Here is a 22,477-nt window from a genome sequence, read left to right as displayed (position 1 = left end):
ATGCATATTGTCGTTTGCATCAAGCAGGTACCGGACTCGGCACAGATCCGCGTTCACCCTGTCACCAACACCATCATGCGTCAAGGCGTCCCAGCCATCGTAAACCCGTACGATCTGTTCTCGCTGGAGGAAGCGTTGAGGCTAAAGGACCTCTTTGACGGTACTGTAACCACACTATGCATGGGGCCGCCGCAGGCTGAAGACGCACTTCGCAAATGCGTCAGCTATGGGGCCGACGAGGCTGTACTCGTCACCGATCGCGCTTTCGCTGGCGCCGACACGCTGGCAACGTCATATGCGCTGGCTACCGCGATCCGACAAATCGCCAAGGAACAGCCCGTCGATATGATCTTTACTGGCAAGCAGACTATCGACGGCGACACTGCTCAGGTCGGCCCCGGCATCGCTACACGCATGGGCTTCCAGTTGCTCACCTACGTGTCCAGGATCGTGGAAATCGACCTCACCGCACGCTCGATCGTCGTCGAGCGTCGCGCAGAAGGCGGCGTACACGTACTCAAAACTCGATTGCCATGCTTGGTGACGATGCTTGAGAACACCAACGAACTTCGCTTCGCGTCGCTGCCCAGAATGATCCACGCGGCAGCTTTTCCGGTACGGAAATGGAATCGCGAGCAGGCCGGCATCGAGGACGTTAGCAAAATTGGGCTGAAAGGCTCACATACCGTAGTGAGCAAAGTGTTCGGCCCAACACCGCGCGAGCAAAAAGCCGAGATGCTCACAGTGGATATGGCGAGCCTGCGCGGCGTCTCGTTGGATCTGGTGCATAGGATGTTCGCTCGCCATCCGACTTTGGAGGCAGACGTGCTAATGAAGAGGACCTTATGAACTCGACCGTTGCCGCGAAAAAGCAGCCGGCCTTGAATGCCGGAGGCCGCAACCTGGAGCTACCCGAACATCTGAAAAACTACACCGGTGTCTGGGTCTTCCTTGAGCACGACCGCGGCCACGTGCATAGCGTGTCTTGGGAACTGCTCGGCGAGGCGCGCAAGCTTGCAGACAAACTTGGCAGCAACGTCTGCGTGGCGGTGCTCGGCGGCACGGATGAGCCCCTCGAAAAGTTTTCAACTGAGGCGTTCAGCCTTGGAGCAGACAAAGCCTATGTCATTCACGACCCAGTGTTGCGTGGCTATCGCAATGAGCCATTCACGAAGGGGCTGACCGATCTGGTCAACAAATACCACCCTGAAATTCTACTGCTCGGCGCGACCTCGATGGGCCGGGATCTCGCCGGCTCCGTTGCGACAACCCTGCTCACTGGGCTCACCGCCGACTGCACCGAACTGAACATCGATCCGACCTCCCGGTCACTGGCGGCCACCCGTCCGACGTTTGGCGGCTCATTGCTCTGCACGATCATGACGCTTGCATATCGCCCGCAGATGGCGACGGTACGCCCACGGGTCATGGCGATGCCCTCAGCGCAAGAAGGCCGCGTCGGCGAGGTCGTGCAGGAAACACTGGGGCTCGTCGAAGCCGACATTGCCACCAAATTGCTCGACTTTGTCGCCGATACGACGAGTTCTCAGATCAACCTTCCGTATGCGGATGTGATCGTCAGCGGCGGCAAGGGTCTCAAAACTCCGGAGAATTTTCGACTCGCGTTTGATCTGGCGCGCGTACTCCGTGGTGAAGTCGGCGCTACGCGCCCGTGCGTGCAGGCAGGTTGGGTCGAGGCGGATCGACAAGTCGGGCAAACTGGCAAAACCGTGCGGCCAAAACTTTATATCGCAGCCGGCATCTCGGGGGCAATCCAGCATCGCGTCGGCATGGAAAGCTCGGACGTGATTGTCGCAATCAACACCGATCCCAACGCACCTATTTTCGATTGCGCGCATTACGGCATCGTTGGGGACGCACTGCAGTTGCTGCCCGCGCTAACGCACGCCTGCAAGGAACACTTGGCACTTCGGCAAATGCGAGACACCAGGAGAGTTAGATGAGAGAATCGTCGCAATTCGACGCGATCGTCGTGGGTGCCGGACCGTCGGGCAACGCTGCGGCCTATGTTATGGCTAAAGGTGGACTCAAAGTACTTCAAATCGAACGCGGCGAATATCCCGGTAGCAAGAACGTTCAAGGTGCGATTCTTTACGCCAATGCACTTGAAGAAATCATCCCAGACTTCCGTGACGACGCGCCACTTGAGCGCCACATCATTGAACAGCGCATGTGGATGCTCGACGATACTTCGTTTGTGGGCACACACACGCGTAGCGACGACTATAACAACCCACCGTATAACCGCTACACGATCATACGGGCGCAATTCGACAAGTGGTTTTCGTCGAAGGTCCGTGAGGCCGGTGCCTTACTGATCTGCGAGACTACGGTGAATGACCTGATTCTTGACGGAGACCAAGTTGTCGGCGTCCAGTGCGACCGCGAACACGGCGAAGTTTATGCGGATGTCGTGATTCTCGCTGACGGCGTCAACTCAACTTTGGCCCGCAAAGCGGGCTTTCATGGTGAGATCGAAGCGCGCAACGTCGCACTAGCTGTGAAAGAGATCCTCTTCATGCCCGAGGAGACAATTCGCGAGAGGTTTAACGTTGCCGATCAAGAAGGCGTTGTAATAGAGATGGTTGGACGAATCACAGATGGCATGGCAGGAACTGGGTTTCTTTACACGAACAAGGAGTCGCTGACGATCGGCGTCGGCTGTATGCTGAGCGACTTCAAGAAAAACTCTAATCGCACAACCCCGTATCTGCTTCTCGAGAAAATGAAGCGTCACCCGTCCATCGCTCCCCTTATCGCGGGTGGCGAGATGAAGGAGTACTGCGCGCATCTCATTCCCGAAGGAGGGTTTAATGCGATCCCGCAAGTATACGGTAACGGCTGGATGATCGTCGGTGACTCGGGCGGCTTCGTCAACGCCGCGCACCGAGAAGGCTCGAATCTCGCAATGACGACGGGGCGCCTCGCCGCCGAGACAGCAATAGCCGCCAAAGCGGCCGGCCGCCACGGCTACCGTGCCAGCACGCTGTCAGCGTATAAGGACGCGCTAGACAAGAGTTTCGTGATGAAGGACTTGCACAAGTACCGCGATATGCCGAAGGTCTTACACCATAATCCCCAGTTCTTTACCACATACCCTGATCTCGTCGCGAAAGCGGCCCGCACTATGATGACGGTCGATGGCATCGACAAGAAGACCAAGAAGCGCGAGGTCATAACCAGCTTCCGTAAAAGTCGCTCAGTGGCAGGGCTGATCGGCGACGCATACAAATTCTGGAGGGCTTTCCGATGAATAATACGATCACTGCCAACATCGACGAAAAGCTGTTTCAAAATCGCTACCGAGTGGACGTCGGGCGGCCGCACGTCCGCATAAAAGACGTGGACATTTGCACAAACGATTGCACAGAAAAGAGCTGTACATTCGTGTGTCCCGCCTCCTGCTATCGGAACGAGAACGACGGCTCAGTCACGTTGGTCACCGACGGCTGCCTCGAATGCGGTAGTTGCCGCATTTTGTGCACCGACCACCATAATGTTGAATGGGCCTATCCGCGCGGGGGATATGGCATACAGTTCAAATTCGGCTAAACGAACAAGCTCAGTATCGCTCCGCGGCTGAGCGCCTTATCACATCCGGAGAAACTTTGATGAATCTCATTACTGGTATCGAGTCGACGGATCTATTCGGCGGTGAAGTCCCGGCCGGCGTACTACAGCTGATCGAGAGAACCCGCCGCGGCAGCGATGACGATGTGGCCGCCGCGTTGTGGACTGCCATCCTGTCCTATCCGCGCTGCCTGCCACCCTACTATCTGCTATATAAGTTCCATGCAAACCGGGGAGAACTTGGCGAGGCGCATAGAGTTGCAACGAGGGCTTTGGCGGTCGCTGCCTGGGAAGCGTCGATCAGCGGTGATTGGTGCGCGGTGCAGCCGGGCGACGCGGACTTCTCCATTCCCGGGCCGCCGCGCTTTTGGCTCTTTACGCTGAAGGCGCTTGCGTTCATCAGCGTACGGCGTGGCGAACGGGCCCTTGCACTGAAGCTGATTGCCAAACTACGCTGGCTGGACCCGATTGATTGCATCGGTTTCGAGGTCGTCGAAGCCTTACTCGCGCAGTCAGAACACGGCAATCGCAAACTGACGAATTGACAGACAGCAATTCGTCACTAGAAGGGGAACTCCCACGATTCATTGGAGCTTTTCCGCATGCCCAATCGAAATGCGTGGTCAGCTTTGTAATGCTCAATCCTTCCGGCACGGTGCATAGCATCTTCTCAACAACATGCAGACCATGACTTCGTGCGTGTTCGGTGCGGAAGGCAATCCCGGTATCGTCAATGTCGCGTCTACCTTCATGCAGGGGTACACATCAATCCGTGCCGAAGGTTGCGAGCGAGTTCCGGACCTCGCCGCTGACGACGTCGCAATCCCCGAACAGCTAATGCAATTCTAGTTCGAAAAGCATGAGTACAACGGGCCGCCAGCGGAGTTGAGCATCCTTTCGTGCGATGTTGGGGGCGGCTGTTCTGCTCGTATCAGTAGCAATCCAGTTGGCCGGATGCAATGGAGACGATGTGGCACCGCCGCTTACTGACAAGGAGGCAAGTCAACCATTCGCATTCGGCCAGTCTGCACCGCCCGGTACCCTTACTCCATCGACCGCACCATCGCGGCCACCCCCGAAGTGGCGGAGGGAGTCAAGACGCCAACCGTCGTGCGGGCGTCGGTTTATTACGCAGATCCGACCACCCCAACCCACGCACGACATTTGTCGGCGAGGCGGAAACATTCGAACGGGTTACACGATCGTCCACGCTCGATTCAATCGAGCCAACCAGTCGGACTGGTTGCATCGCGACATTCGGACAGAACCTGCCGGGCAATCGGTACAAGCTGATACGCTTCACACCGTGCTCTTCGCAATGCGGTTTTTGTTAAGGCCATGTCACTCATCCCTAGCTGTCAGGTTGACGACCATCGTCAACGGGATAACGCCCGGTTCACGTCAGCCTCATCGCAAGGGCTTCCACACCACTACGGACGGCTTCCCCTCGTTGCGGCATCGGAGTTTTTCGTCATGGTGTTTGTCCTTTGTCATTTTCCAGCCATCAGGTCCGTAAGTCGGAGCGGTCCGCAACTAACGCTACTCTTACTTGAACAGCAGCGCTTTGATATCACACAGACTGAACCGAAACCTGAAGCATAGGACATCGCGCAACTGATGACCGCCGCTGGGAAGCGAAGACCGTGGGTCACGGCGATCTCGCATCCTAAGCACGCGATCGTACTCGGTCAATTCAGCAATGTCACAGTGACTCTCTGACTTCTCAGAGCCCAACTGATAGATTAGGTTTCGTTCTCATTCTCCTTCGCGAATACGGGTGGATACTTCTGCGATTGTCATTTCACCAATGTGACGCGAAAGCGAATGAAAGAACATTTCATCAAAGAGCTCTTCCGATTCTTTGAAAGCTCGCGCTGGATTTTCCTCAACGAAAGCGTAGGCTTCTTCGTGAGCAAGGTCGAGAAGTTTATGAATGTGTCTTTTATGCATCGTGAACAGCGTATCAACTAAAAATAAAGGCGCACACTGATTAAATGGCTGCATTTCTGCATTCTAATACGTGCGAGCATTGCCACCAGCCGCTTCGCTCGTAGTTTGAGCGCCCCGTTTCTTCGGTACGTATATGAGCAATTTCTGTATGGTTTGCAACGCAGTTCACCGCCGAAGCGACGCAGCAGCGTGGCCTCGCGGTTCAGCGGCAAGCCCGATGGCGCATGCGGGACCTTGCAAAGGTTGCAGAACGGACAAGCGTGTCTAACCGGCTCGCGCTGCGCCATAGGCACATGCTCGGGGGGTCAAGCCCACCTGCTCTCTTGTCCCGGTTTGCGAATCTACTCCGTACCAGCACTACAGCAGTAGGCGAGGAGGAATACATGGTTTCCGGTGTCGGTCCTGACGATTGAGCGGATATCCGCGTTGAGCTTCGCCATCGCCGCAGACACGTAGTCGGGCGCCGGCAGCTTGTCGGTATTGAAGTCGTGGACAACCACGGCAACGGCGTTGTTGTCCTTCGTCATTGGGTGAGCGAGAACTCGATCTTCTTCCGCGAACCTCTGTTCCCGCGTCGCTACTGCACCAACCCGTCCGCTGCAGTATCCATGAGTACCTGACATCACATGAATCGTATTACCATCACCGCTCAGCCCCGCAGCGATCGTGTTGAGAGCGGCCGCGACGTCGTCCACGCAACACAGATCATGGAATCCCCAAATTTGCACGGCGTCGGGAGTACCGCTGGTAATGTTTACAAGTGTTGCCACGATGTTCTCCAAGGTTTCGAAAGGGCCCATTTGATTATCAACCAACAATGACGGCCAAAGTGAGATGTCACTGCCCCGCCATTTCGCGCACAGCGATTACACAAGAGCCGGGAACGTGAGAGGCCAGTTCAAAAAGCTTGCTCTGCGCGACTTAACGCTTTCCAGTCGTCAAAAAAGCAACCGAATTTCTAGTGCTTCATGAGTGCCAGCGGGACGCTTGAAGCGGAGGACGACGGGCGACGGCACCCCATAAACGAGTTCGCCGCACCGCAATCTTTAGAAGTTAGGCCGACGATACATATGGCCCGCGTCCGACCGACGGCCATTCTCCGAAAGGCCGTCAAACGCGAAGTCACCTGGACGAGCATGCACCTCAGATCAACGAGTTTTGCTGCTTAGGCCGTTTCGTACCTGTGCCGTTGATCAGTACAGCAACAATCATGCTCGTCACCGGTTAAAAGCAACGCCCACTGACCCTCCGTCAAACGTTGCGCAGCGGTAAATCCCAGAAGGATTTCGCGAGACTGACAGGCCGCCGCGTACTCAGCAGGCGACCAGCGGCGATCTTCCGGCTAGCACTGCGGCCAGCCCCATCCAAACATGCCCCTCTTGATTTTAGGCATAGAAACTCCTTATCAGGATAGCAGATGGCCATCGAACCCGCGGTTCATAGCACTGCTGCCACGATAACGAAACTAATGTCATGGTGCCGCCGCCCACCTCAACGCTGAACGCGCTCGAACGCTGCCACGTTTTAGGTATAGTACCGAAGGCTAGCAGACTATAGAACAAATTGGCATTCAACATTTCTTATACTACTAGCCGCAAGTTCTTATCGACCGCTTTCAACGAGGCATAACCTTCGCGTGCGAGCCGATATCGGAATCCGATACAGATGGGGCCACGCAAACCGTGCCAGAGCACCACATTCCTGCGGCGATTCGTTGGGACAACGGCTGACAATCGTTCAACCGCGCATGCTCGATGACATTGCCAGACGGATGAGACGCTTGTGCGCCGTGAGCGTACCACTGACGAGCCATGGAGGCCTGGAGTGCAACAAAGCCGCCCGGGTTGAATAGCCGGGATCAGATCTAATCTATGACGGCGAGGCCGGGTTGCAGCTGCGCAAAGAATCGGAGCAGCGACTATCAACAAGTAGCAGTAGCTAGATTTTTGGCGACCGCGCGGACCACCACTTGACTGTTTTGATTTGCGCGGCGCGCAAACCAGCCAAAGAGTTCTATCGCATCCAAAGTGATTCAGAATTCAATCGGGGCTGCGTTGTATCGCCCTTCCAGACATCACAACATCGCAGCGCTTGGCGTTTCCTTGATAGCACAGGCAAGCTATTGACAATGCTTTCAAGATCAGGCCAGATGCCGATCGGCGCGACACCTGATATTCATCTAGCTTGAAAATGCGGCGCAGCACCGGCACATCAATTCACCTTGCACCTAACGCTACGTTAGGCTTTAGCGTTGACGTACGTACCGGAGACGCAATGCAATTAAAGATCGGTGAACTGGCAAAAAGAGCGGGGCTGAGCGTTCGTGCTTTACATCACTACGACGCGATCGGCTTGCTGTCTCCGTCGCAACGCACTGAGGGGGGAGCACGCCTGTACGGGCGTGGCGACCTGATCCGGCTGCATCGTATCGAGGCACTGAAACGGTTCGGTTATTCGCTTCCCGATATCAAAGCCAGCCTTGACGACCAACCGGCCAGTGCCCCGATAAATATTCTTCATCGGCAGATCGCCGAACTGGACGCGCAGGCTTCGCGGGCGCAGCGTCTCAGTCGCCACCTGAGACGCCTCGCCAAGATGCTGGCCGCCGGCAGCGAAACGCCCGCGATTGATTGGCTCAACACCTTGGAGTTGGTGAGTATGTATCAAAAGCACTTGAACGAAGACGAACTCGACACGCTGTTTGCAACGGGCCCGGACGCGCTTGCGCCGATGGATCCAATATGGGACGAGCTCATCGTTGAGGTTCATAGCGCCATGCGGGAAGGTCTGTCTAGTGAAAGCAGTGTTGCCCAAGAGTTGGCTTGGCGCTGGGTTCGGCTCATGACCCGCATGACGAACAACGACCCGGCGCTCGCTTACAAGTTGATGAAGATTCAAACCGCGGAGCCACGCGCACAGCAGATTGTCGGCATTACGGCGGAGATGCTGGTTTGGATAGACGAATCGTTTGCGCACGCGCGCTGCACACTTCTCGCCAAACACTTGAACCCGGCGCAAATGGACGAAGTTCGACGCCGCCAGCTTAACGAAAAGAACAGGCGCGAATGGCCAACGTTAGCGCTTGAGTTGCGGGCACACATGCAGGCCGGCGTCGCGGCCGACGCTGCGCCGGTACAGGCTCTCGTCGAGCGCTGGCAACAGCTTTTCCGTGAAAGCTTCTGTGGCGATGACGTGGTCTTGGAAGTGCATGTTCGAGACGCCTTGAACCAAGAGCCGGACCTGCAACTTGGGGTGGGGCTCGACGAGGCATTGTTGGCCTATCTGCATAAGGCACACATCGTTGGGCACGATGTGACGCCAACCGACGCCGGGCCCAAGCCTAGCGCCTTGATCGTGGCTAGGCAACGGGCGGCGCACCAACTACTGGATCGCCCGCTGGTGCTTGATGATCCGCTCGCATTGGCCGTGCTAGGCAAAGCCGAGGCACAGGACCTACGCAATGGCCTCGATCGGTTTCGCCACCCGATGTCGATGTGTAGGCGCAGCGCGCTGGTCGTACGCAGTAGGCTAGCGGACGACATTTGGACCGAGGCCGCCGAGCGGGGGGTGCGACAATACGTCGTGCTTGGGGCAGGACTCGACACCACCGCCTACCGGCAGCACGACACGCCCGGGAGCATCTTCGAGGTTGACCTGCCGGCCACGCAGGAATGGAAACGAGCGCACCTGAATGAGGCGGGCATCCGCTTGCCGCAATCGTTGCGGTTCGTACCGGTCGACTTCGAGCGCATCAGCCTTGCCGAGGGCTTGACGCGTGCCGGATTCGATCCACTCGCACCGGCCTTCTTCAGCTGGCTCGGAGTAACCATGTACCTCGACGAGGCTGCGGTCGTTGATACTTTGCGGTTCATCGCGCGCTGCGCCAGAGGCAGCGCCGTGCTGCTGGAATACGCATTGCCAGTGTCCAGCTTGCCGCCGATGATGCGTGTCTTCGTCGAACAGTTGATGGCGCAATTCGCCGAGGGCGGCGAGCCGTGGAAAAGCGCGTTCGATCCGGCTGAGTTGGCTCAAATGCTGGTTACACTGGGCTTCAGCAGTTCCCACACTTGGACTATAGACCAGTTGAACCACAGGTACTTTGCGAACCGCTCAGACGGACTGCAAATCGGAACAACACCGTCACGTCTAACTCTAGCCACGGTCTAATCGTCAGACTATGCCTCGCAATTACTTGTTTATCCGCCCCAGTCCGCGCAATGGTCAGCGCTACAAGCGGCAAGGGCATCCCACAATCGCAAGGCTATACGAGTAGCAATGCGCCAGCGCAGCGATGCCACCGAGCCAAGTACGGGTCACCGCGTGCGCCGGGGAGCCGAGCAGGAAATCCTCGGGTGCGAGATGCACCGAGGATTCTAGGTTGTTTGCAGCCTCGGTACAGTCGTGTGCGACGAGAAACCCGGAGGCGATGACGCATAGGAAGACATGATGACATCCACGCTTAACACCTTGATCCGCGCTGAACGCAATCAGCTGGCAATCGTTAAAGTATCTCCTGAGCATTTGTAGCTCACCGTCACGGCGAATATGCCAAGGCCCCGCATGGCCACGTATCGTCGGTAGCCAGACCATCAATCTGGTCCGAAGCAATCCGCGAAGTCGCCACACTCCGCGCAGTTTGAAGACTTGCAGACAAGCAACGCCTCACGCTCGCACAGTTGCTTGTAGAGGAATTTCTTCCACTTCATACCGTGAACGTTTTTTTGCGCCAGCCGCGGAAACCAATAGCCCAACAGCACCGGCAATTCGCTACGCGAGCGAAGGCGCAGCTCCTGCCACAGGTGTTTGTGCCCCGCACAGGCGCAGGCGAGCGCATGCGAAACGCAATGGATTTCAATCGTTGTGCCTGCGAGCGGATCAGCATGTGCCTTCAACAGGTTTGCGAGGTCTCCGACCTCGTCGTCGCACGACCGCTGGCGCCACGCCGCAGGCGAGGCGGCCAGTTGCAAGAAAAGGGCGCTGTCGACGCCGGGAAACCAATGCGCGAGCAGCCAGTGGGTTTCATCCAGATTCAACCCGCGGATGGGCAGTGTGTGCACGCCGGCTTGGCCGAACGCCGCCGAGAGTACCCCAGCGAGGGCAAGAACCGTGGAATCGTTGCTGTCCACAGCGTGACGCATCAACGTCGTGTAGAAGTCCATCACCGTCCTTTGTGGCTCAGACCATGGCCACCGCGTGCGTGTAGCACTTTTTTGGGCATATCCTCGCGCATGCCGTGCAACCGATACACAACTCCCGGCGCGCAATAGTCATAACCTTCTTTTCGTACTCGTCGTCGTCATCCTCGCCTACCGGGGTAAGCTCGCCCCCCTCGTCTACACCGACGAGCTGCAGGACCCCACGAGAACACGACCGGAAGCATCGTCCGCAGCCGATACACTTCTCATCATCAAGGGCGGAGACAAAGGTAGGCGTCCACATCTCCCCGCTAGGTAGCTTTACGCAAAAAATCTCGCTCATCTCCGGCTCCCAGGCGCTTCGTCGAGAGCCGCTGCCGCGGCCTTGCGCGCGTCCATCAGCGCGGCGTGAGCCTCGTGACAGAGCTGCGCAACCGTCAATATCTCTTCCCACCTAGTCGGAAGATCCTCCGAAAGGTCGTGGAGATCCATCTTGGCCTGAATGGCCCGTGTATTGAGTGTCTTCAGGCGCACCTTCAGTTCATTCGGGTCACTCATGCCCCCTCCCGTGGTAAAAGGACGCGCCTCAGTTGTCGCTGTCCGCAAAGTGGCGGTCTTGTCAACAGTGGCTTTAGCCATGAGATACCTCGTCATCCTCGGCCAAGTCGAATGAGCGCACATTTCTGGTTAGCGCCTTGCGCAACCACGGCGGTGGCGTACCTTTCAGGACATCCCTAAGCTTGATAAGGATGTCCTCAATTGGCTCCAGCTGTGGCACCTTGACTGGATGCACCTTCAGCGCTACGACGCGCGCCGCTCCTGAACCACCGATTGCGGCAACGTACAGGATCGCGCAACCGCGGATCGCGTCCAGCTTCGGTGCAAGCTTATCTTCGTCGCCGTCCTCCTCTAACTTGCCGCCAAAATCGAAGGCTTCCACGAACGCGTACCCCTCCGCCGTCACATCGAAGATAACAATGCTTTTCGCCCAGCCAAAGTGCGCGTCGACATGCAGTTTGTCCTGCGTGGCAAATGCGATTTTCATGCAATGGTTCCCTCATGATTTGCATGCAATGGTCGCGACGACCGGAATTCCTTACTCCGCGTTAGCGACTGGCGCAGCGAGGTCGAGCGACGACTGCGGCAGAGCCCAGTCGGCCGAGCGGTGGTGCGTAACTCGATCGATTAATAGATTCGCGAGTTCGAAGACGAGGTTCATCGTTCCACGATAGCCGACCTGGCATCGATGGGCATTGCCGACCCGGTCGAATACGGGGAAGCCTATGCGCAACAGAGGCTTGCCGAGACGCGCGGCCATCTGCCGGCCGTGCGAATGCGTAATAAGCAGGTCGCAATCCCCCGCGCCTCGTTCCATGTCCTCAAGGTCACCGAGCACGACCTCGCTCGTCGGCAGTAGCGCATGCGACGCCGATGTAGTCGTGCTGACGCAGACTGGCAACTCGGCGCCGATTTCGTGCAACAGCGAACCGATTGCAAGCAGCAAATCCGGTTCTGCGCCCAAGGCCACCTTGATGCCACCTATGTAAAAATGGCTGTCGAGCATTGCATCCAGCAGTTGGCTGCGCTGCCTCTGGTATCTGATCGGGACCTCCCGGTCTGACAATCGCGCAAGGCGATGCAAGAGCCGGTCGTTCGGTTCGAGCCCTGTGAGCCGCTCAAAAATTTCGAATGGGATGCCTGCGATCGTCTCCAGTGCCTGCGCACCGTCGCGCGTTTGCTCGCCCACGCCGAAGGTGAATGTCGACGCACCTGCGGCGCGTATCTGGTCGAGAGAAGTCCCGCCCAGCGTGGTCCCGCGCCAGTCGGGAGCAATGTGGCCATCGAGCGAACCGGAGACGTCTGGCAATATGATCGGAACTAACCCGAATGCCTCAATGATCTCTCGCAACTCGTCGATATCGCTGGGTGACAGATGACTGCCGGGCAGCACGTTGACCTGTCGCTGCACGGTTGGCAGCGGCTTGACAAGCGCCTTCACGATTGCAACGATGGCGCGCCTGTAGCCGTCCTCGAATGCGCCAATGTAGTCTGGCGTCGATACGTACACGAGTTCGGTATTGCTCAACTCTGGCTTGCGTTTGCGCACCATCGCGAGATGACCGGCGACATCTTCCCCGTTGGCCTCAGTCAGCCCTGTCGAGCAAAGCACGATGATTTTCGGCGCCGCGCGCTTGCAGATGTTTAGTAGCGCCGTTTCGACGTTTTCAAATCCGCCCAGAATGGTAGTGACCTCATTCATTGCAGTGGTCTGCAACGGGATGGCCTCCTTGAAATGGCGCACCAACAGGACGAGGCCGAACGACGTGCAGCCCTGCGAACCGTGCATCACCGGCATGCACGCATCGAGTCCCATGGCGGCATAACTCGCGCCAAGCGGCTGGCTCATTTTTAGCGGGTTGACCGTACAGGCTTTCCCTAGTTCGACGACGTTTGCCATTGTGTCTGCACTCCGCTATGTTCAGGCCGCGACGCTGGGTCGAAGGCCCTTCGGGCAATCCCGCGCGCTTGCACGCGGCGACTGTTCTGTCATGCGCTCCGTGAACTCCATTCGCTCGCCACAGAGCCCTTCGCCTTTGTCGTCCCACGGAGCTGGAATGCGCACCTGCTGCCAGACCGGGTTGCTGATTGCGCGGTCAATCTCGTGCACCAGCTCGACGATTCCCTCATACCCGGCATATGGATGATGGCGTTCTTGATTGACATCAAGCCAAGGCACCCGCGCCTTTAGCGCGACAAACTGCGAGCGCCCGCCGGACAGCATGATGTCGGCCTGCGACTCGCGGAGCATGCCGTACATTTCGCTTGCCGTCATATTGTCGACTATGCGCGCGTCATCGCCCATGATCTCCTTGATCCTTTCCTTGTCTTTCTCGGTGCTTTTCTTCACACTGGTGCCAACGATCTCGAGCCCCACCTCTTGCAACGCCGCAACAAGCGACCAGGATTTCACACCGCCTGTAATCAGCAGCACGCGCTTTCCATCGAGGCGCGCCCGGTATGGCGCAATGCGCGCCCACGCGCGCTCCTCTTCTGCTTCAATCAAGCGATCGGCGCGTTTGATCAGATCGTCGGGCGCACCCCTTTGCACCAGCAGCTTGGCGACTTGGCGCAACGCATCGCTCACATCGCCGATTCCGTAGAAAGAGCCCTCGAAATAGGGAATGTCGTATTTCCGCTGCATCTTTGTGGCAATGTTAATCATCGACTTTGAGCACACCACCATATTTACCTTCGCGCGGTGAGCGCTCGCGATGTCACTGTAGCGAGCATCACCAGAGATGCAAGCCAAGATACGGATACCAAGCGCGTCGAAGAGCGGCTTCGTCTGCCACAACTCCCCCGAGAGGTTGTATTCGCCGATGATATTGATGTCGAACGGCGTTGTGTGAGCGGGCTCACGCGAGCCGATTACATGATCGAAAACCGCCTCCCCACCGAGTTTATTGCCGAAGTTTTTCGACCCGGCGAAACCGGGCGCGTTGACCGGTATCACAGGTTTGCCGAATTTCTTTGACGCTTGCTTACACACTGCCTCTATATTGTCACCGATCAACGCGGTGACGCACGTCTGATAGACAAACACGGCAGGGGGATCATATTTTTGGATAATCTCGCGAATACTTCTGAACAGCCGTCTCTCGCCGCCATAGATTACATCGATCTCACTTAGATCAGTCGTGAACGCGGTCCGATAGAGCATCGACCCGGAGGATGCCGCGGGACGGTTATCCCACGAGTTGCCCTCGCACGCAATCGGCCCGTGCACAAGGTGCGCTACGTCAACCACGGGCTGAAGTGCAATCCGAGCTCCATCGAATGCACAACCGCCAGCAGTCGCTCCTGGCGGAAGTTGCTTGGCGCAGCCTTGTCTGCGCTCCGTCTCACTTTTCGCCCTATTCTTCGCGCAACCGGGTTCGTCGAAAATATCTGCAGTCCTAGCCTTGAACCACATTGGAGAATCCTGACAATATGAGGTCCACAACTAATTGCAAGTTCCATACCACGGCTCGAACCCGCAGGCATCCGCAGCGTGGGGGATCGGGCACTGTAGTAGCAGCGTCAACTTAAACCAGCGCTTTGTCGGAGTTGAACGGATTGCGACACAACATACTTATCGACCTTCTTTCAGACCATGCGCGTGCTGTGTTCCACGCGCGCTTCGCTTTGCATACCGAGCAGACGAAATATCGGAGCCGTCCAAGGCGTGACCTCAAGCTTCGCTTTCTTAGAAGCGGCGTAGTTTGATTCCGTGCTTGCGCAGTGCATAGCCGATCTGCCGCGCCGTAATGCCGAGCAGGCGTGCCGCCTTTGCCTGCACCCAACCGCAGCGCTCCATGGCCCAGAGCAACCGCTCACGCTCGTCCTCAGGGATGTGCTCACCAGAGTGCATGCCGAGACCGCGGGCATCGCGCTCCGGGGCGCCGAATTTCGCGGGAACGTTCAGCGCGTTACTGACTGTAACGTCCGACGAGCGTGCCGGACGTACTGCGTCTTCTCGCTCCACATGATGCAACACCTTCGTGAGGCACCGGTCGATCTCGCAGAGAAACGAAGAACGACCAATCGTGTCATGATGCGCCATTGTCGCAGTCCGCTCAATGCAGTTTTCGAGCTCGCGCACATTTCCGGGCCAGTAACAACTCGACAGCACGCGCAACGCTTCCTCGTTGAAATGCAGAGCGCGACCGTTCTCCCGATTAAAGCGGTTAAGGAAGTATTGCGCCATCTCGGGGATGTCTTCCCGGCGCTCGCGCAGCGGCGGCAACACGATGCTCACCACGTTAATGCGGTAGTAAAGATCCGCTCGGAATTCGCCCTCTCTCACCATTTGTTCCAGACTGCGATTAGTTGCTACGATGAGCCTCACGTCAACTCTCACGGGCGTTGTCCCTCCTACCCGCTCGAACTCCCGCTCCTGCAGAACGCGCAGGAGTTTCGCTTGGAACGACGGCGATATATCACCTATCTCGTCGAGGAAAAGTGTTCCGCCGTGCGCCAATTCGAAGCGCCCCTTTCGCTGAGTTTGCGCGCCCGTGAACGCCCCCTTCTCGTGGCCAAACAGCTCGCTTTCCAGCAGTGTTTCCGTGAGCGCCGCACAATTCACCGAGACGAATGGCTGGTCCTTGCGCGGGGACAAACGATAGATTGCACGCGCGATCAACTCCTTGCCGGTGCCGCTCTCGCCGCGCAAGAGCACCGTCGTTCTCGCAGGCGCGACCTGATGGACCTGCGCGAATACGTGCTGCATCGACGCAGATCGGCCGATTGCCCAATCGACTTGAGATATAGGAGGGGCCGCGTTCCGTCGGCGACTAATCTCCTCCTGCACGCTTTTGCGGTTCGGATTCGCCTCACGCTCAAGGAGAAGTGCCCTGCCCATTGGCGCAGCAATTACTTCCAAAATTTGGAGATCGTCTGCGAAAACACGCTTCCCGTCCGGATTCTCACAAAGTGCTACGAGCACCCCGAGCGGCCGTCCTTCGTGCCGGATCGGTGTCCCAAGTAGAGCGACACGCTCGGCATTGGAAACACGAACAGCCCCCGTGCGGTCGTCGAACATTGGGTCACCATCCAACTCAGACACAACCACGGCGGACTCGCTTTCCTGTATCCGCCCTACGATCCCTTCACCGGAGGGAAAACGCATACCTTCTCGCCAGCCGTCTGACAGTCCCGTGCTACACAGGCCGCCAAGCTTTCCATCCGGCTGCTCGACGGCGATGAACGCGGACCGCCAGCCTCTCGCACGCGACAGAAACCACAGCGACCTCTTCAACGCGTGCTCCGCATTACGGGATGAGGCCAGCGCTTTTAGCACTTGGGCCACTACATCGAAATCGGAAGGGCTCTCGTTGATAAGAGAATGCGACATAGATTCGGGCTCCAGCGACAACTCGTCAACGCAGTGACGGAGACGGCTCGGCACAACGGCAGAGCCATAGTCGCGTTGGTGGCAGCCGAATTCGGGATGCCGCTGTGCTCAGGCATCGCCAAACTCGACAAAAATGACAAAATCGCAGCAATGGCGTCGGGAAGCTGCAAACAGAGGCAACGGGGCCCCTCCGTTCGCGGCTAGCATACTAACCAAAAAAGACGTAGGTTTCACGACAAATTCGGGTCAACGGCAACCCGCACAGTCAGTCGAGGATCCTAGTCTCGGTCGAACGCTGCCAGCGTTGAAGGAAGGCAGAAGCGGTTTCGTTATATGAAATTCAAATCGTAAGTGCCATAGGCCTCAAATGGCAGTTCAGGTTGCATTGCACCACGCAGACGCAACTCCGCGCGAGTCCTTCCAAAATGCTGTGAGAGCTGTTCAGCAGCTTGCTCGAGTGCATCCGCCCAGTTGTTCGTCGTTTCTTTTTTAGCGCGCGATCCAATGCAACGTTACACGCCTGCAACCGGTCGACACCTATGTCATTCCGCATCGAGGCCCGATGTTTCTCGATGACATAAGTCAAACGCCACTCAGTGGGCTCCTGAATTCCCAAAGCAACGCTGCCTGCCCGCGTCAGCGTCGGGGCTGCTCATCGAAAATACCCGGCAGCAACCGTTTTGACGCGCCGAAATATCATCTCTTCGACACGACCACTGCGCGACGTCACCTAAACCTGACCACGCGTTGGCATCGCCGGCTGCTCTGCCGTGAACATTCCGTGCTCTGCCGAGCTCAGCTGCAGCGAGCGAAAGAGGAACCGTTGAAGTGCGGTAGCTGCGGATGTTCGGTCGTTCCAGTTCTCTTGAGTGAACAGACCGAATTCCGCCACTGGCGGCATCGGCAACCCGACAGCTTGCGGATCGATCGCGTGCATGGTGTCGCGGCGCACGTGCCAGTCGAGCAGCACTGCAATACCGAGTCCTGCCTCAACGGCCGACTGCACCGCCGACAGACTCGTGCTCGTACACGCAACACGCCACGCGATGCCGGCGTCGAGTAACGTCGCGAAAAAAATCTCCTGCCACCGGCATGCGCCGCCGAATGCAACAATCGGAAGCGGGCCCTCGCCAAGGTCCGTGTTCCGGGTACGTGCGGCCGCCCAGCGAAGCGGATGCCGCCATGTCACTATCGGCTCCGAGTGAATCAGCGCAGGGTCGCCGATCGCGAAATCTAGTGTGTTGCTTGCGAGCCGCTGCGATAACGCCGGGCTCGCATCGACAACAATCTCCAGCGCTACGTCCGGATAGAGAGCCGAGAACTGCCGCAATGCATGGCGAAGGTGGCTCATTGCGATGTCTTCCGGAATGCCGACCCTCACCGTGCCAGAAACGTCGCCCTCTGTCAGGGCGGAGCGAGCCGCGAGGCCAATGTCGAGGAGCTTGTGCGCATATGGCAGTAGCACGTTGCCCGCGGTGGTCGGCTTTACGCCGCGCGGTGAACGTTCGAGCAAGCGTTGGCCAACCTCATCTTCGAGCCGCCGAAGGGCCATGCTGACAGCAGCCTGTGTCCGATGGAGAGCCATCGCAGCATTGCTCACGCTGCCGGCTTCTACAACCGTCACGAACGTACGCAGCAGCGTGCTGTCGAGATCGCGAATCATCAATTTCCCTCATGCAGACATAAAGATTATCAGCTTATACCACGCATACCCCTGCGGTTAATATCCTACCGTCACGAGTCAGGGAACATGGATGCGAAAAAAGTTGCACGAGAAACACGCCGAATACGCATTGCGGGGAATACCCGAGTCGCTGGCGCAGCCGGCCCTTCGAGCTTCGCCGTGTACCTGATCGAACAGCCGCCACCGAACTGGCCAATGCTCCTTCCAGTGAAGGAGCAATACTGCAGAAAAGCACAGCTTGACGTTGTGGCCTCCAGTCATCTCGTGCCCACGTCATGGCGCTCCTCGATGAGGAGTTCTAGGCACGCCGGGCTATCTGAGCCCGGATACGTCCACTTAACTGCAATTAGCAAACAATAGGTTGAAGCATTGCGTTCAGCAGGTTGCACGAACCCTCTCTCGCTATGCTAGCCGAAAAAAATGCCCAAGAATGTTTGACAGTGCTGCCCTCTCATCGCACGACCACCGCAGTCGCGGTTCGAGTCTAGAAGCTCTAGGAACTCCCGCGAGCCTGATGTACGCATCGAAGTTTCCCGCAGGAACGCGTCAAGGTGCCCGGCTGATCTCCTCGACGCGTTTATAGCAGCCCGGTTCGCTCGTTTCTTTGCCCTTTTTCAATTTCTAACCGGAGGTCACATGAGTACAGCCAACGATCGCACTTATTTTGAGCAAGTCGCTCAACAAGCTGTGGAACAGATGTTCGCAACTTCGCCCGAAACCGCAGCGTTCCACCGTGGCGACTGGATCGACAGTGAGTACTATCGCCGCCACCTCGTAGAAACTGTATTGCGAATCCGACTCAATAACGAGGTCGACGCGTTCGCACTCTACAAAATCGGCTCCAAGGACAACACGCTCGCACAGATCCTCGCGCAATACTTGGCAGAAGGATACGGGCATGAGGGGAAATTCCTCCACGACCTTAAGAAATTCGGCTTATCTGCCAATGACGTCGACCGGGTTGCCCCCCTCCACAGCACCGACAAACTGATCGGCTATCTCTATCTGAGCATTGGTCGCAACGGTCCGCTGCCGACGATGGTCTGGAACTGGCTGCTCGAATGGTACACCAATCGCTACAGCAAGAGCATTACAGAAGCCGCTGCGCGGGCGTTCGGCCACGATCACGTTAAAGGTTCGCTCGAGCACATTCAGTACGCGGAATCGCACAAGCACTATGACATCATTTGGATTGCCCTTCAGCGGGCAATAGGCGGCTGGGGCAGCATTGAGAGCGCGGAAATGTATCTCCGCAACTTCGTCGGCCTGATCCACGAATATTTCGATGAGTTGCGTGTGACGACCGTGCCCCGGACGGAAAGCATAACCTCCCGGGAAGCAGCCACATGACCGCCGTCATCGTGGTTGCGCCAGCGTCATCCGGTACCGCAGTTTTCGCCGCCACAACTCGTCAAGGTATCGCCGCCCTTGCATTTGCGCGTGCCGCGCCCCTTCGACTGCGAGCGTCTGTTGCGTCCTTCGCGGTGGTGGGCGCTGCGCTCGGCGTCTTCCCATGCACAGGCGAGTCACCGTGGACAGTTCAGCGCTCGCGGAGATTGCCGGGCAGCAGCGTAATGGACACATATACCCACTGGTTAAACTAAACAAGTCGATCTTGTTGTCGATACTGATGATACGCGGCCATATTTGCAATCCAAACCCACGCAGCTCCGGCAATGCGAACGTGGCGATGCGACGTGCCTGACAATCGTACGGTTCGTCAAATCCTTATCAGCGGACTTCGCCGGCGGCGCCGAAGTGGCGAGTGTGCGCCACAATCCGGTCTCAAAGGAGACGAAGCTCCCACGCCCACCCGCCCTCCACTATCGCGAGACTGACTGCTCTCTTAAACCCCTACCAGACATGTCCGGTTCACCGCCGCAGATCGCCCCGACGCCGGGCCCGGACATCGCCAAAACGCTCTGTGCGCTCAAATTTGATCAAGCCGAAAAAATATCTGAACAAGTTGCTTCCACATGAAAGCCAATCATCCTGCTAAGGGTAACCGCATAGTCGTGCTTAACCGGTGGTCCGACGGTTTCGCTGCCTATCAGCGCTACATTGATCATGCGGCGAACAAGATCGCATACGTCTGCACGCCCAACAGTGTCGCCGCGCTTGACACCTCTCGCATTGCACACGTCGAACAGCTATCTGACATCCTCGATGAAGAAGCGCTGCATGCGGCGGTGCGCGCCTGTAGTTCAGCGCTCGGCGGCATCGACAGGCTAGTCGCCTTATCCGAATTCGACCTTTTAGCGGCCGCGCGACTGCGCAATTCGTTCAATATCCCCGGCGACCTTCCCGAGACAGTCGTGCGCTTTCGAAATAAGGCCGTTACGACGAATACTATCGCCGCAGCTGGCCTGCGTGTACCGCGGTTTGCAGCCCTGGAAGATCTGGTCGTTGCCAAGGCGGCGACTACCACTGTGATGCGTTTTCCGATAATCGTGAAACCGCGATCAGGTACGGCGAACATAGGGTCACGGCGCATCGAGACCCGTCCTGAGTTCGATGCACTGTGGCCGACACTACCGCTTGCCGAGTACGATTGCGAGGAGTACATCGACGGTCCGGTTTATCACGTTGACGGCTTCCTTCTGAATGGCACATTGGTTATCGCGCGCGCGTCTCGCTACATCAGCACTTATCTCCAGTTCGCTCAAGGTAAACCACTCGGCTCGGTGATGCTCGACCCAAGTCCCCTAAATGAGGCGCTAACCGCATTCTCCGTAAAGTGTCTGCGCGCCCTGGATTTCAGAAATGGGCCATTCCATCTTGAGATAGTCCGGGGCTGCGATGGATTGTATTTCCTTAAGGTTGGTGCCCGCGTCGGCGAAGGAGAAATCCCATTCCTCTTTCACGATCTGTACGGTGTTGACCTGTTCGCCCTCTGGGCCGCGCAGCAGTCAGGTGACAAGGCGCGGTTAGCCACTCAGGTGCAAGCAGCGCTAGACGCGTCGGCATCGTCCGCCCGCGGTGGATTCCTCATGTTGCCGGAGCCAGTGGGCAAAGTATTCGTCGATGCAAAATTGCTACGAGAGATCCCCGCGCTTTACGAGGCGGTTTTCCCCAAGCCACGTCATTTCTTCGACGGCACCGGCGGCTACGCCACCCTCCTCGCGCGCTTCCGCTACCGCGCTGCATCGGAGCACGAAATAGCCACAGGAATTCACACGACATTAGACAATTTCCAATACACGCTCGCCGAGATTGCCGCGCCCCCCTTCACTGCGGAGCCAGCGGCTCCAATGGTTCATCCCGGAAGGCATTCCCCGCCGCTTCTGCCTTGCTAGACGTAGTTTCGCGCCTCCTCCAGCAGGAGCTCTCGCATCCAGATGCTCGCAGGATCCCCGTTATGCAGGGAAGGCCATTGGATCGCTTCAGTGAAACAGGAAAGTGGCAACGGGACGTCGACGATCCGCAGCGGGGCGACTTCCGCGAAATACTTTGCTAACCTCAGAGGAATCGTAGCGATACGGTTAGTATGAAGCAGGACTCGCGGGATCAAGTCGAAGGTAGGCACGATAACCTCTTCGCGCCTCTTGAGACCTAGATCGAGTAAGAAGAACTCCTCGATCGAAGGTCTCCGTGCACGTCCAAACCTCACTGTTACGTGTCCCATCGACATGTACTTCTCGAGCGGCAGGCGGCGGGACAACTGTTTGTTCGTCGGACAGCCTACACACACGAGCTTCTCCTCAAAGAGCGGTGCTTTAGGATGAGCATCAGCCAACAACAGCTCCGGCAGGATCAAAAAATCGGCGTCCCCACGCCGAAGCAGCTCACCCGGGTCGTCATCAGGGAAAAGCAATTCGAAACCAACCGAAGGAGCCTCGCGCGCTACACGCTCAATGACATTCTGAAAATAGACCAGCGTCATAAAGTCGGACAGGCACACCCTGAAGCGGCGATTCGACTTCTCCGGTCGAAACACGTCCCGCGAGATGATCGAAAGCTGGATGTGCGATAAGGCTTCCCGAACAGGTCCAGCGAGCTCCGTCGCTCGCGCAGTGGGGACGAACTCACGACCTCTCATTACAAACAGGTCGTCGCCGAAATAATCGCGTAGTCGAGCAACGGCGGCGCTCATGGCAGGCTGGCTCAAATTGACGCTTTGCGCCGCAGCCGTCAAGTTGCGCTGCGTCATCAGCGCATCCAGCGCGACGAGAAGATTCAGATCAAGGCCTTTGAATCGCATGTTCCGGTATCCGCCTTATGGAT

19 protein-coding genes are annotated in these 22,477 nt (G+C 57.5%); 8 read left to right on the top strand and 11 right to left on the bottom strand.

Annotated elements, in window-relative coordinates; all coding sequences use genetic code 11:
* Genes GCT19_RS30760 through GCT19_RS30740 form a run of 5 tightly spaced genes read left to right on the top strand, consistent with a single transcriptional unit; the run spans window position 1 to window position 4,136 of the window.
* Window positions 1-849 carry an electron transfer flavoprotein subunit beta/FixA family protein gene (locus GCT19_RS30760; RefSeq protein ID WP_018435017.1) on the top strand — a complete coding sequence of 283 codons (849 nt, stop codon included), beginning with the start codon at window positions 1-3 and terminating at the stop codon, window positions 847-849.
* Window positions 846-1,964, top strand: coding sequence for an electron transfer flavoprotein subunit alpha/FixB family protein (locus GCT19_RS30755; RefSeq protein ID WP_018435016.1), 1,119 nt, complete (start codon window positions 846-848; stop codon window positions 1,962-1,964). The genes GCT19_RS30760 and GCT19_RS30755 overlap by 4 nt, the downstream gene beginning before the upstream one ends.
* Window positions 1,961-3,274: an FAD-dependent monooxygenase gene (locus tag GCT19_RS30750; RefSeq protein ID WP_018435015.1), complete on the top strand. Its 1,314-nt coding sequence runs from the start codon at window positions 1,961-1,963 to the stop codon at window positions 3,272-3,274. Before GCT19_RS30755 ends, GCT19_RS30750 begins: the two co-directional genes overlap by 4 nt.
* Window positions 3,271-3,573 carry a ferredoxin family protein gene (locus GCT19_RS30745; RefSeq protein ID WP_018435014.1) on the top strand — a complete coding sequence of 101 codons (303 nt, stop codon included), beginning with the start codon at window positions 3,271-3,273 and terminating at the stop codon, window positions 3,571-3,573. The genes GCT19_RS30750 and GCT19_RS30745 overlap by 4 nt, the downstream gene beginning before the upstream one ends.
* 59 nt (window positions 3,574-3,632) lie before the next feature.
* On the top strand, window positions 3,633-4,136 hold the full coding sequence (locus tag GCT19_RS30740) for a hypothetical protein (protein ID WP_026228606.1): 504 nt from the start codon (window positions 3,633-3,635) through the stop codon (window positions 4,134-4,136).
* 1,210 nt (window positions 4,137-5,346) lie between these two features.
* Here GCT19_RS30740 and GCT19_RS30735 read toward each other — a convergent pair.
* Window positions 5,347-5,595 (bottom strand): hypothetical protein, encoded by a 249-nt coding sequence (locus GCT19_RS30735; protein WP_152854007.1) that lies wholly within the window; start codon window positions 5,593-5,595, stop codon window positions 5,347-5,349.
* 287 nt (window positions 5,596-5,882) lie between these two features.
* Entirely contained in the window at window positions 5,883-6,311 is a 429-nt protein-coding gene (locus tag GCT19_RS30730; protein ID WP_227717677.1) for a hypothetical protein, read from the bottom strand.
* Window positions 6,312-7,815: 1,504 nt separating this feature from the next.
* Here GCT19_RS30730 and GCT19_RS30725 point away from each other — a divergent pair.
* The gene (locus GCT19_RS30725; RefSeq protein ID WP_018435009.1) at window positions 7,816-9,708 is read left to right on the top strand and encodes an SAM-dependent methyltransferase; all 1,893 of its coding nucleotides are present in this window, start codon (window positions 7,816-7,818) and stop codon (window positions 9,706-9,708) included.
* A gap of 422 nt (window positions 9,709-10,130) precedes the next feature.
* Here GCT19_RS30725 and GCT19_RS30720 read toward each other — a convergent pair whose 3' ends face one another.
* The 8 genes from GCT19_RS30720 to GCT19_RS30685 form a co-directional block, all read right to left on the bottom strand.
* Window positions 10,131-10,700 (bottom strand): nitrogen fixation protein NifQ, encoded by a 570-nt coding sequence (locus tag GCT19_RS30720; RefSeq protein WP_018435008.1) that lies wholly within the window; start codon window positions 10,698-10,700, stop codon window positions 10,131-10,133.
* Between the two features lie 16 nt (window positions 10,701-10,716).
* Window positions 10,717-11,019 carry a ferredoxin III, nif-specific gene (gene fdxB, locus GCT19_RS30715; protein ID WP_018435007.1) on the bottom strand — a complete coding sequence of 101 codons (303 nt, stop codon included), beginning with the start codon at window positions 11,017-11,019 and terminating at the stop codon, window positions 10,717-10,719.
* Window positions 11,016-11,234 carry a CCE_0567 family metalloprotein gene (locus GCT19_RS30710; RefSeq protein ID WP_026228605.1) on the bottom strand — a complete coding sequence of 73 codons (219 nt, stop codon included), beginning with the start codon at window positions 11,232-11,234 and terminating at the stop codon, window positions 11,016-11,018. The genes fdxB and GCT19_RS30710 overlap by 4 nt, the downstream gene beginning before the upstream one ends.
* Before the next feature lie 73 nt (window positions 11,235-11,307).
* On the bottom strand, window positions 11,308-11,721 hold the full coding sequence (gene nifX / locus GCT19_RS30705; protein WP_018435005.1) for a nitrogen fixation protein NifX: 414 nt from the start codon (window positions 11,719-11,721) through the stop codon (window positions 11,308-11,310).
* Between the two features lie 51 nt (window positions 11,722-11,772).
* The gene (gene nifN, locus GCT19_RS30700) at window positions 11,773-13,134 is read right to left on the bottom strand and encodes a nitrogenase iron-molybdenum cofactor biosynthesis protein NifN (protein ID WP_026228604.1); all 1,362 of its coding nucleotides are present in this window, start codon (window positions 13,132-13,134) and stop codon (window positions 11,773-11,775) included.
* A gap of 21 nt (window positions 13,135-13,155) precedes the next feature.
* On the bottom strand, window positions 13,156-14,649 hold the full coding sequence (gene nifE / locus GCT19_RS30695; protein WP_026228603.1) for a nitrogenase iron-molybdenum cofactor biosynthesis protein NifE: 1,494 nt from the start codon (window positions 14,647-14,649) through the stop codon (window positions 13,156-13,158).
* A 273-nt stretch (window positions 14,650-14,922) separates the two neighbouring features.
* A complete protein-coding gene (nifA, locus tag GCT19_RS30690) occupies window positions 14,923-16,569 on the bottom strand; it encodes a nif-specific transcriptional activator NifA (protein ID WP_152854006.1) in 1,647 nt (548 codons plus the stop codon).
* Between the two features lie 730 nt (window positions 16,570-17,299).
* Entirely contained in the window at window positions 17,300-18,232 is a 933-nt protein-coding gene (locus tag GCT19_RS30685; protein ID WP_018435001.1) for a LysR family transcriptional regulator, read from the bottom strand.
* 657 nt (window positions 18,233-18,889) lie between these two features.
* Here GCT19_RS30685 and GCT19_RS30680 point away from each other — a divergent pair.
* Window positions 18,890-19,603 (top strand): hypothetical protein, encoded by a 714-nt coding sequence (locus GCT19_RS30680; protein WP_018435000.1) that lies wholly within the window; start codon window positions 18,890-18,892, stop codon window positions 19,601-19,603.
* Window positions 19,604-20,229: 626 nt separating this feature from the next.
* Window positions 20,230-21,549 (top strand): ATP-grasp domain-containing protein, encoded by a 1,320-nt coding sequence (locus GCT19_RS30675; protein ID WP_018434999.1) that lies wholly within the window; start codon window positions 20,230-20,232, stop codon window positions 21,547-21,549.
* On the opposite strand, the gene GCT19_RS30670 is transcribed toward GCT19_RS30675, so the two are convergent.
* Window positions 21,546-22,454 carry a LysR family transcriptional regulator gene (locus tag GCT19_RS30670; protein ID WP_018434998.1) on the bottom strand — a complete coding sequence of 303 codons (909 nt, stop codon included), beginning with the start codon at window positions 22,452-22,454 and terminating at the stop codon, window positions 21,546-21,548. The genes GCT19_RS30675 and GCT19_RS30670 overlap by 4 nt on opposite strands.
* Window positions 22,455-22,477: the final 23 nt, after the last annotated feature.

It is taken from the genome of Paraburkholderia atlantica (assembly GCF_009362785.1).
In the GTDB taxonomy this organism is placed as follows: Bacteria; Pseudomonadota; Gammaproteobacteria; order Burkholderiales; family Burkholderiaceae; genus Paraburkholderia; species Paraburkholderia atlantica.
This window is presented reverse-complemented; position numbering and strand designations above follow the sequence as displayed.

Excerpts from the sequence above, each read along its gene's own strand:
- GCT19_RS30755 (WP_018435016.1), top strand. The coding sequence starts at position 846 with ATGAACTCGACCGTTGCCGCGAAAAAGCAGCCGGCCTTGAATGCCGGA.
- nifA (WP_152854006.1), bottom strand. The coding sequence starts at position 16,569 with ATGTCGCATTCTCTTATCAACGAGAGCCCTTCCGATTTCGATGTAGTG.
- GCT19_RS30685 (WP_018435001.1), bottom strand. The coding sequence starts at position 18,232 with ATGATTCGCGATCTCGACAGCACGCTGCTGCGTACGTTCGTGACGGTT.
- GCT19_RS30745 (WP_018435014.1), top strand. The coding sequence starts at position 3,271 with ATGAATAATACGATCACTGCCAACATCGACGAAAAGCTGTTTCAAAAT.
- GCT19_RS30760 (WP_018435017.1), top strand. The coding sequence starts at position 1 with ATGCATATTGTCGTTTGCATCAAGCAGGTACCGGACTCGGCACAGATC.
- GCT19_RS30720 (WP_018435008.1), bottom strand. The coding sequence starts at position 10,700 with ATGGACTTCTACACGACGTTGATGCGTCACGCTGTGGACAGCAACGAT.
- nifN (WP_026228604.1), bottom strand. The coding sequence starts at position 13,134 with ATGGCAAACGTCGTCGAACTAGGGAAAGCCTGTACGGTCAACCCGCTA.
- GCT19_RS30750 (WP_018435015.1), top strand. The coding sequence starts at position 1,961 with ATGAGAGAATCGTCGCAATTCGACGCGATCGTCGTGGGTGCCGGACCG.
- GCT19_RS30675 (WP_018434999.1), top strand. The coding sequence starts at position 20,230 with ATGAAAGCCAATCATCCTGCTAAGGGTAACCGCATAGTCGTGCTTAAC.
- nifE (WP_026228603.1), bottom strand. The coding sequence starts at position 14,649 with ATGTGGTTCAAGGCTAGGACTGCAGATATTTTCGACGAACCCGGTTGC.
- GCT19_RS30735 (WP_152854007.1), bottom strand. The coding sequence starts at position 5,595 with ATGCAGCCATTTAATCAGTGTGCGCCTTTATTTTTAGTTGATACGCTG.
- nifX (WP_018435005.1), bottom strand. The coding sequence starts at position 11,721 with ATGAAAATCGCATTTGCCACGCAGGACAAACTGCATGTCGACGCGCAC.
- GCT19_RS30680 (WP_018435000.1), top strand. The coding sequence starts at position 18,890 with ATGAGTACAGCCAACGATCGCACTTATTTTGAGCAAGTCGCTCAACAA.
- GCT19_RS30670 (WP_018434998.1), bottom strand. The coding sequence starts at position 22,454 with ATGCGATTCAAAGGCCTTGATCTGAATCTTCTCGTCGCGCTGGATGCG.
- GCT19_RS30710 (WP_026228605.1), bottom strand. The coding sequence starts at position 11,234 with ATGAGTGACCCGAATGAACTGAAGGTGCGCCTGAAGACACTCAATACA.
- GCT19_RS30740 (WP_026228606.1), top strand. The coding sequence starts at position 3,633 with ATGAATCTCATTACTGGTATCGAGTCGACGGATCTATTCGGCGGTGAA.
- fdxB (WP_018435007.1), bottom strand. The coding sequence starts at position 11,019 with ATGAGCGAGATTTTTTGCGTAAAGCTACCTAGCGGGGAGATGTGGACG.
- GCT19_RS30725 (WP_018435009.1), top strand. The coding sequence starts at position 7,816 with ATGCAATTAAAGATCGGTGAACTGGCAAAAAGAGCGGGGCTGAGCGTT.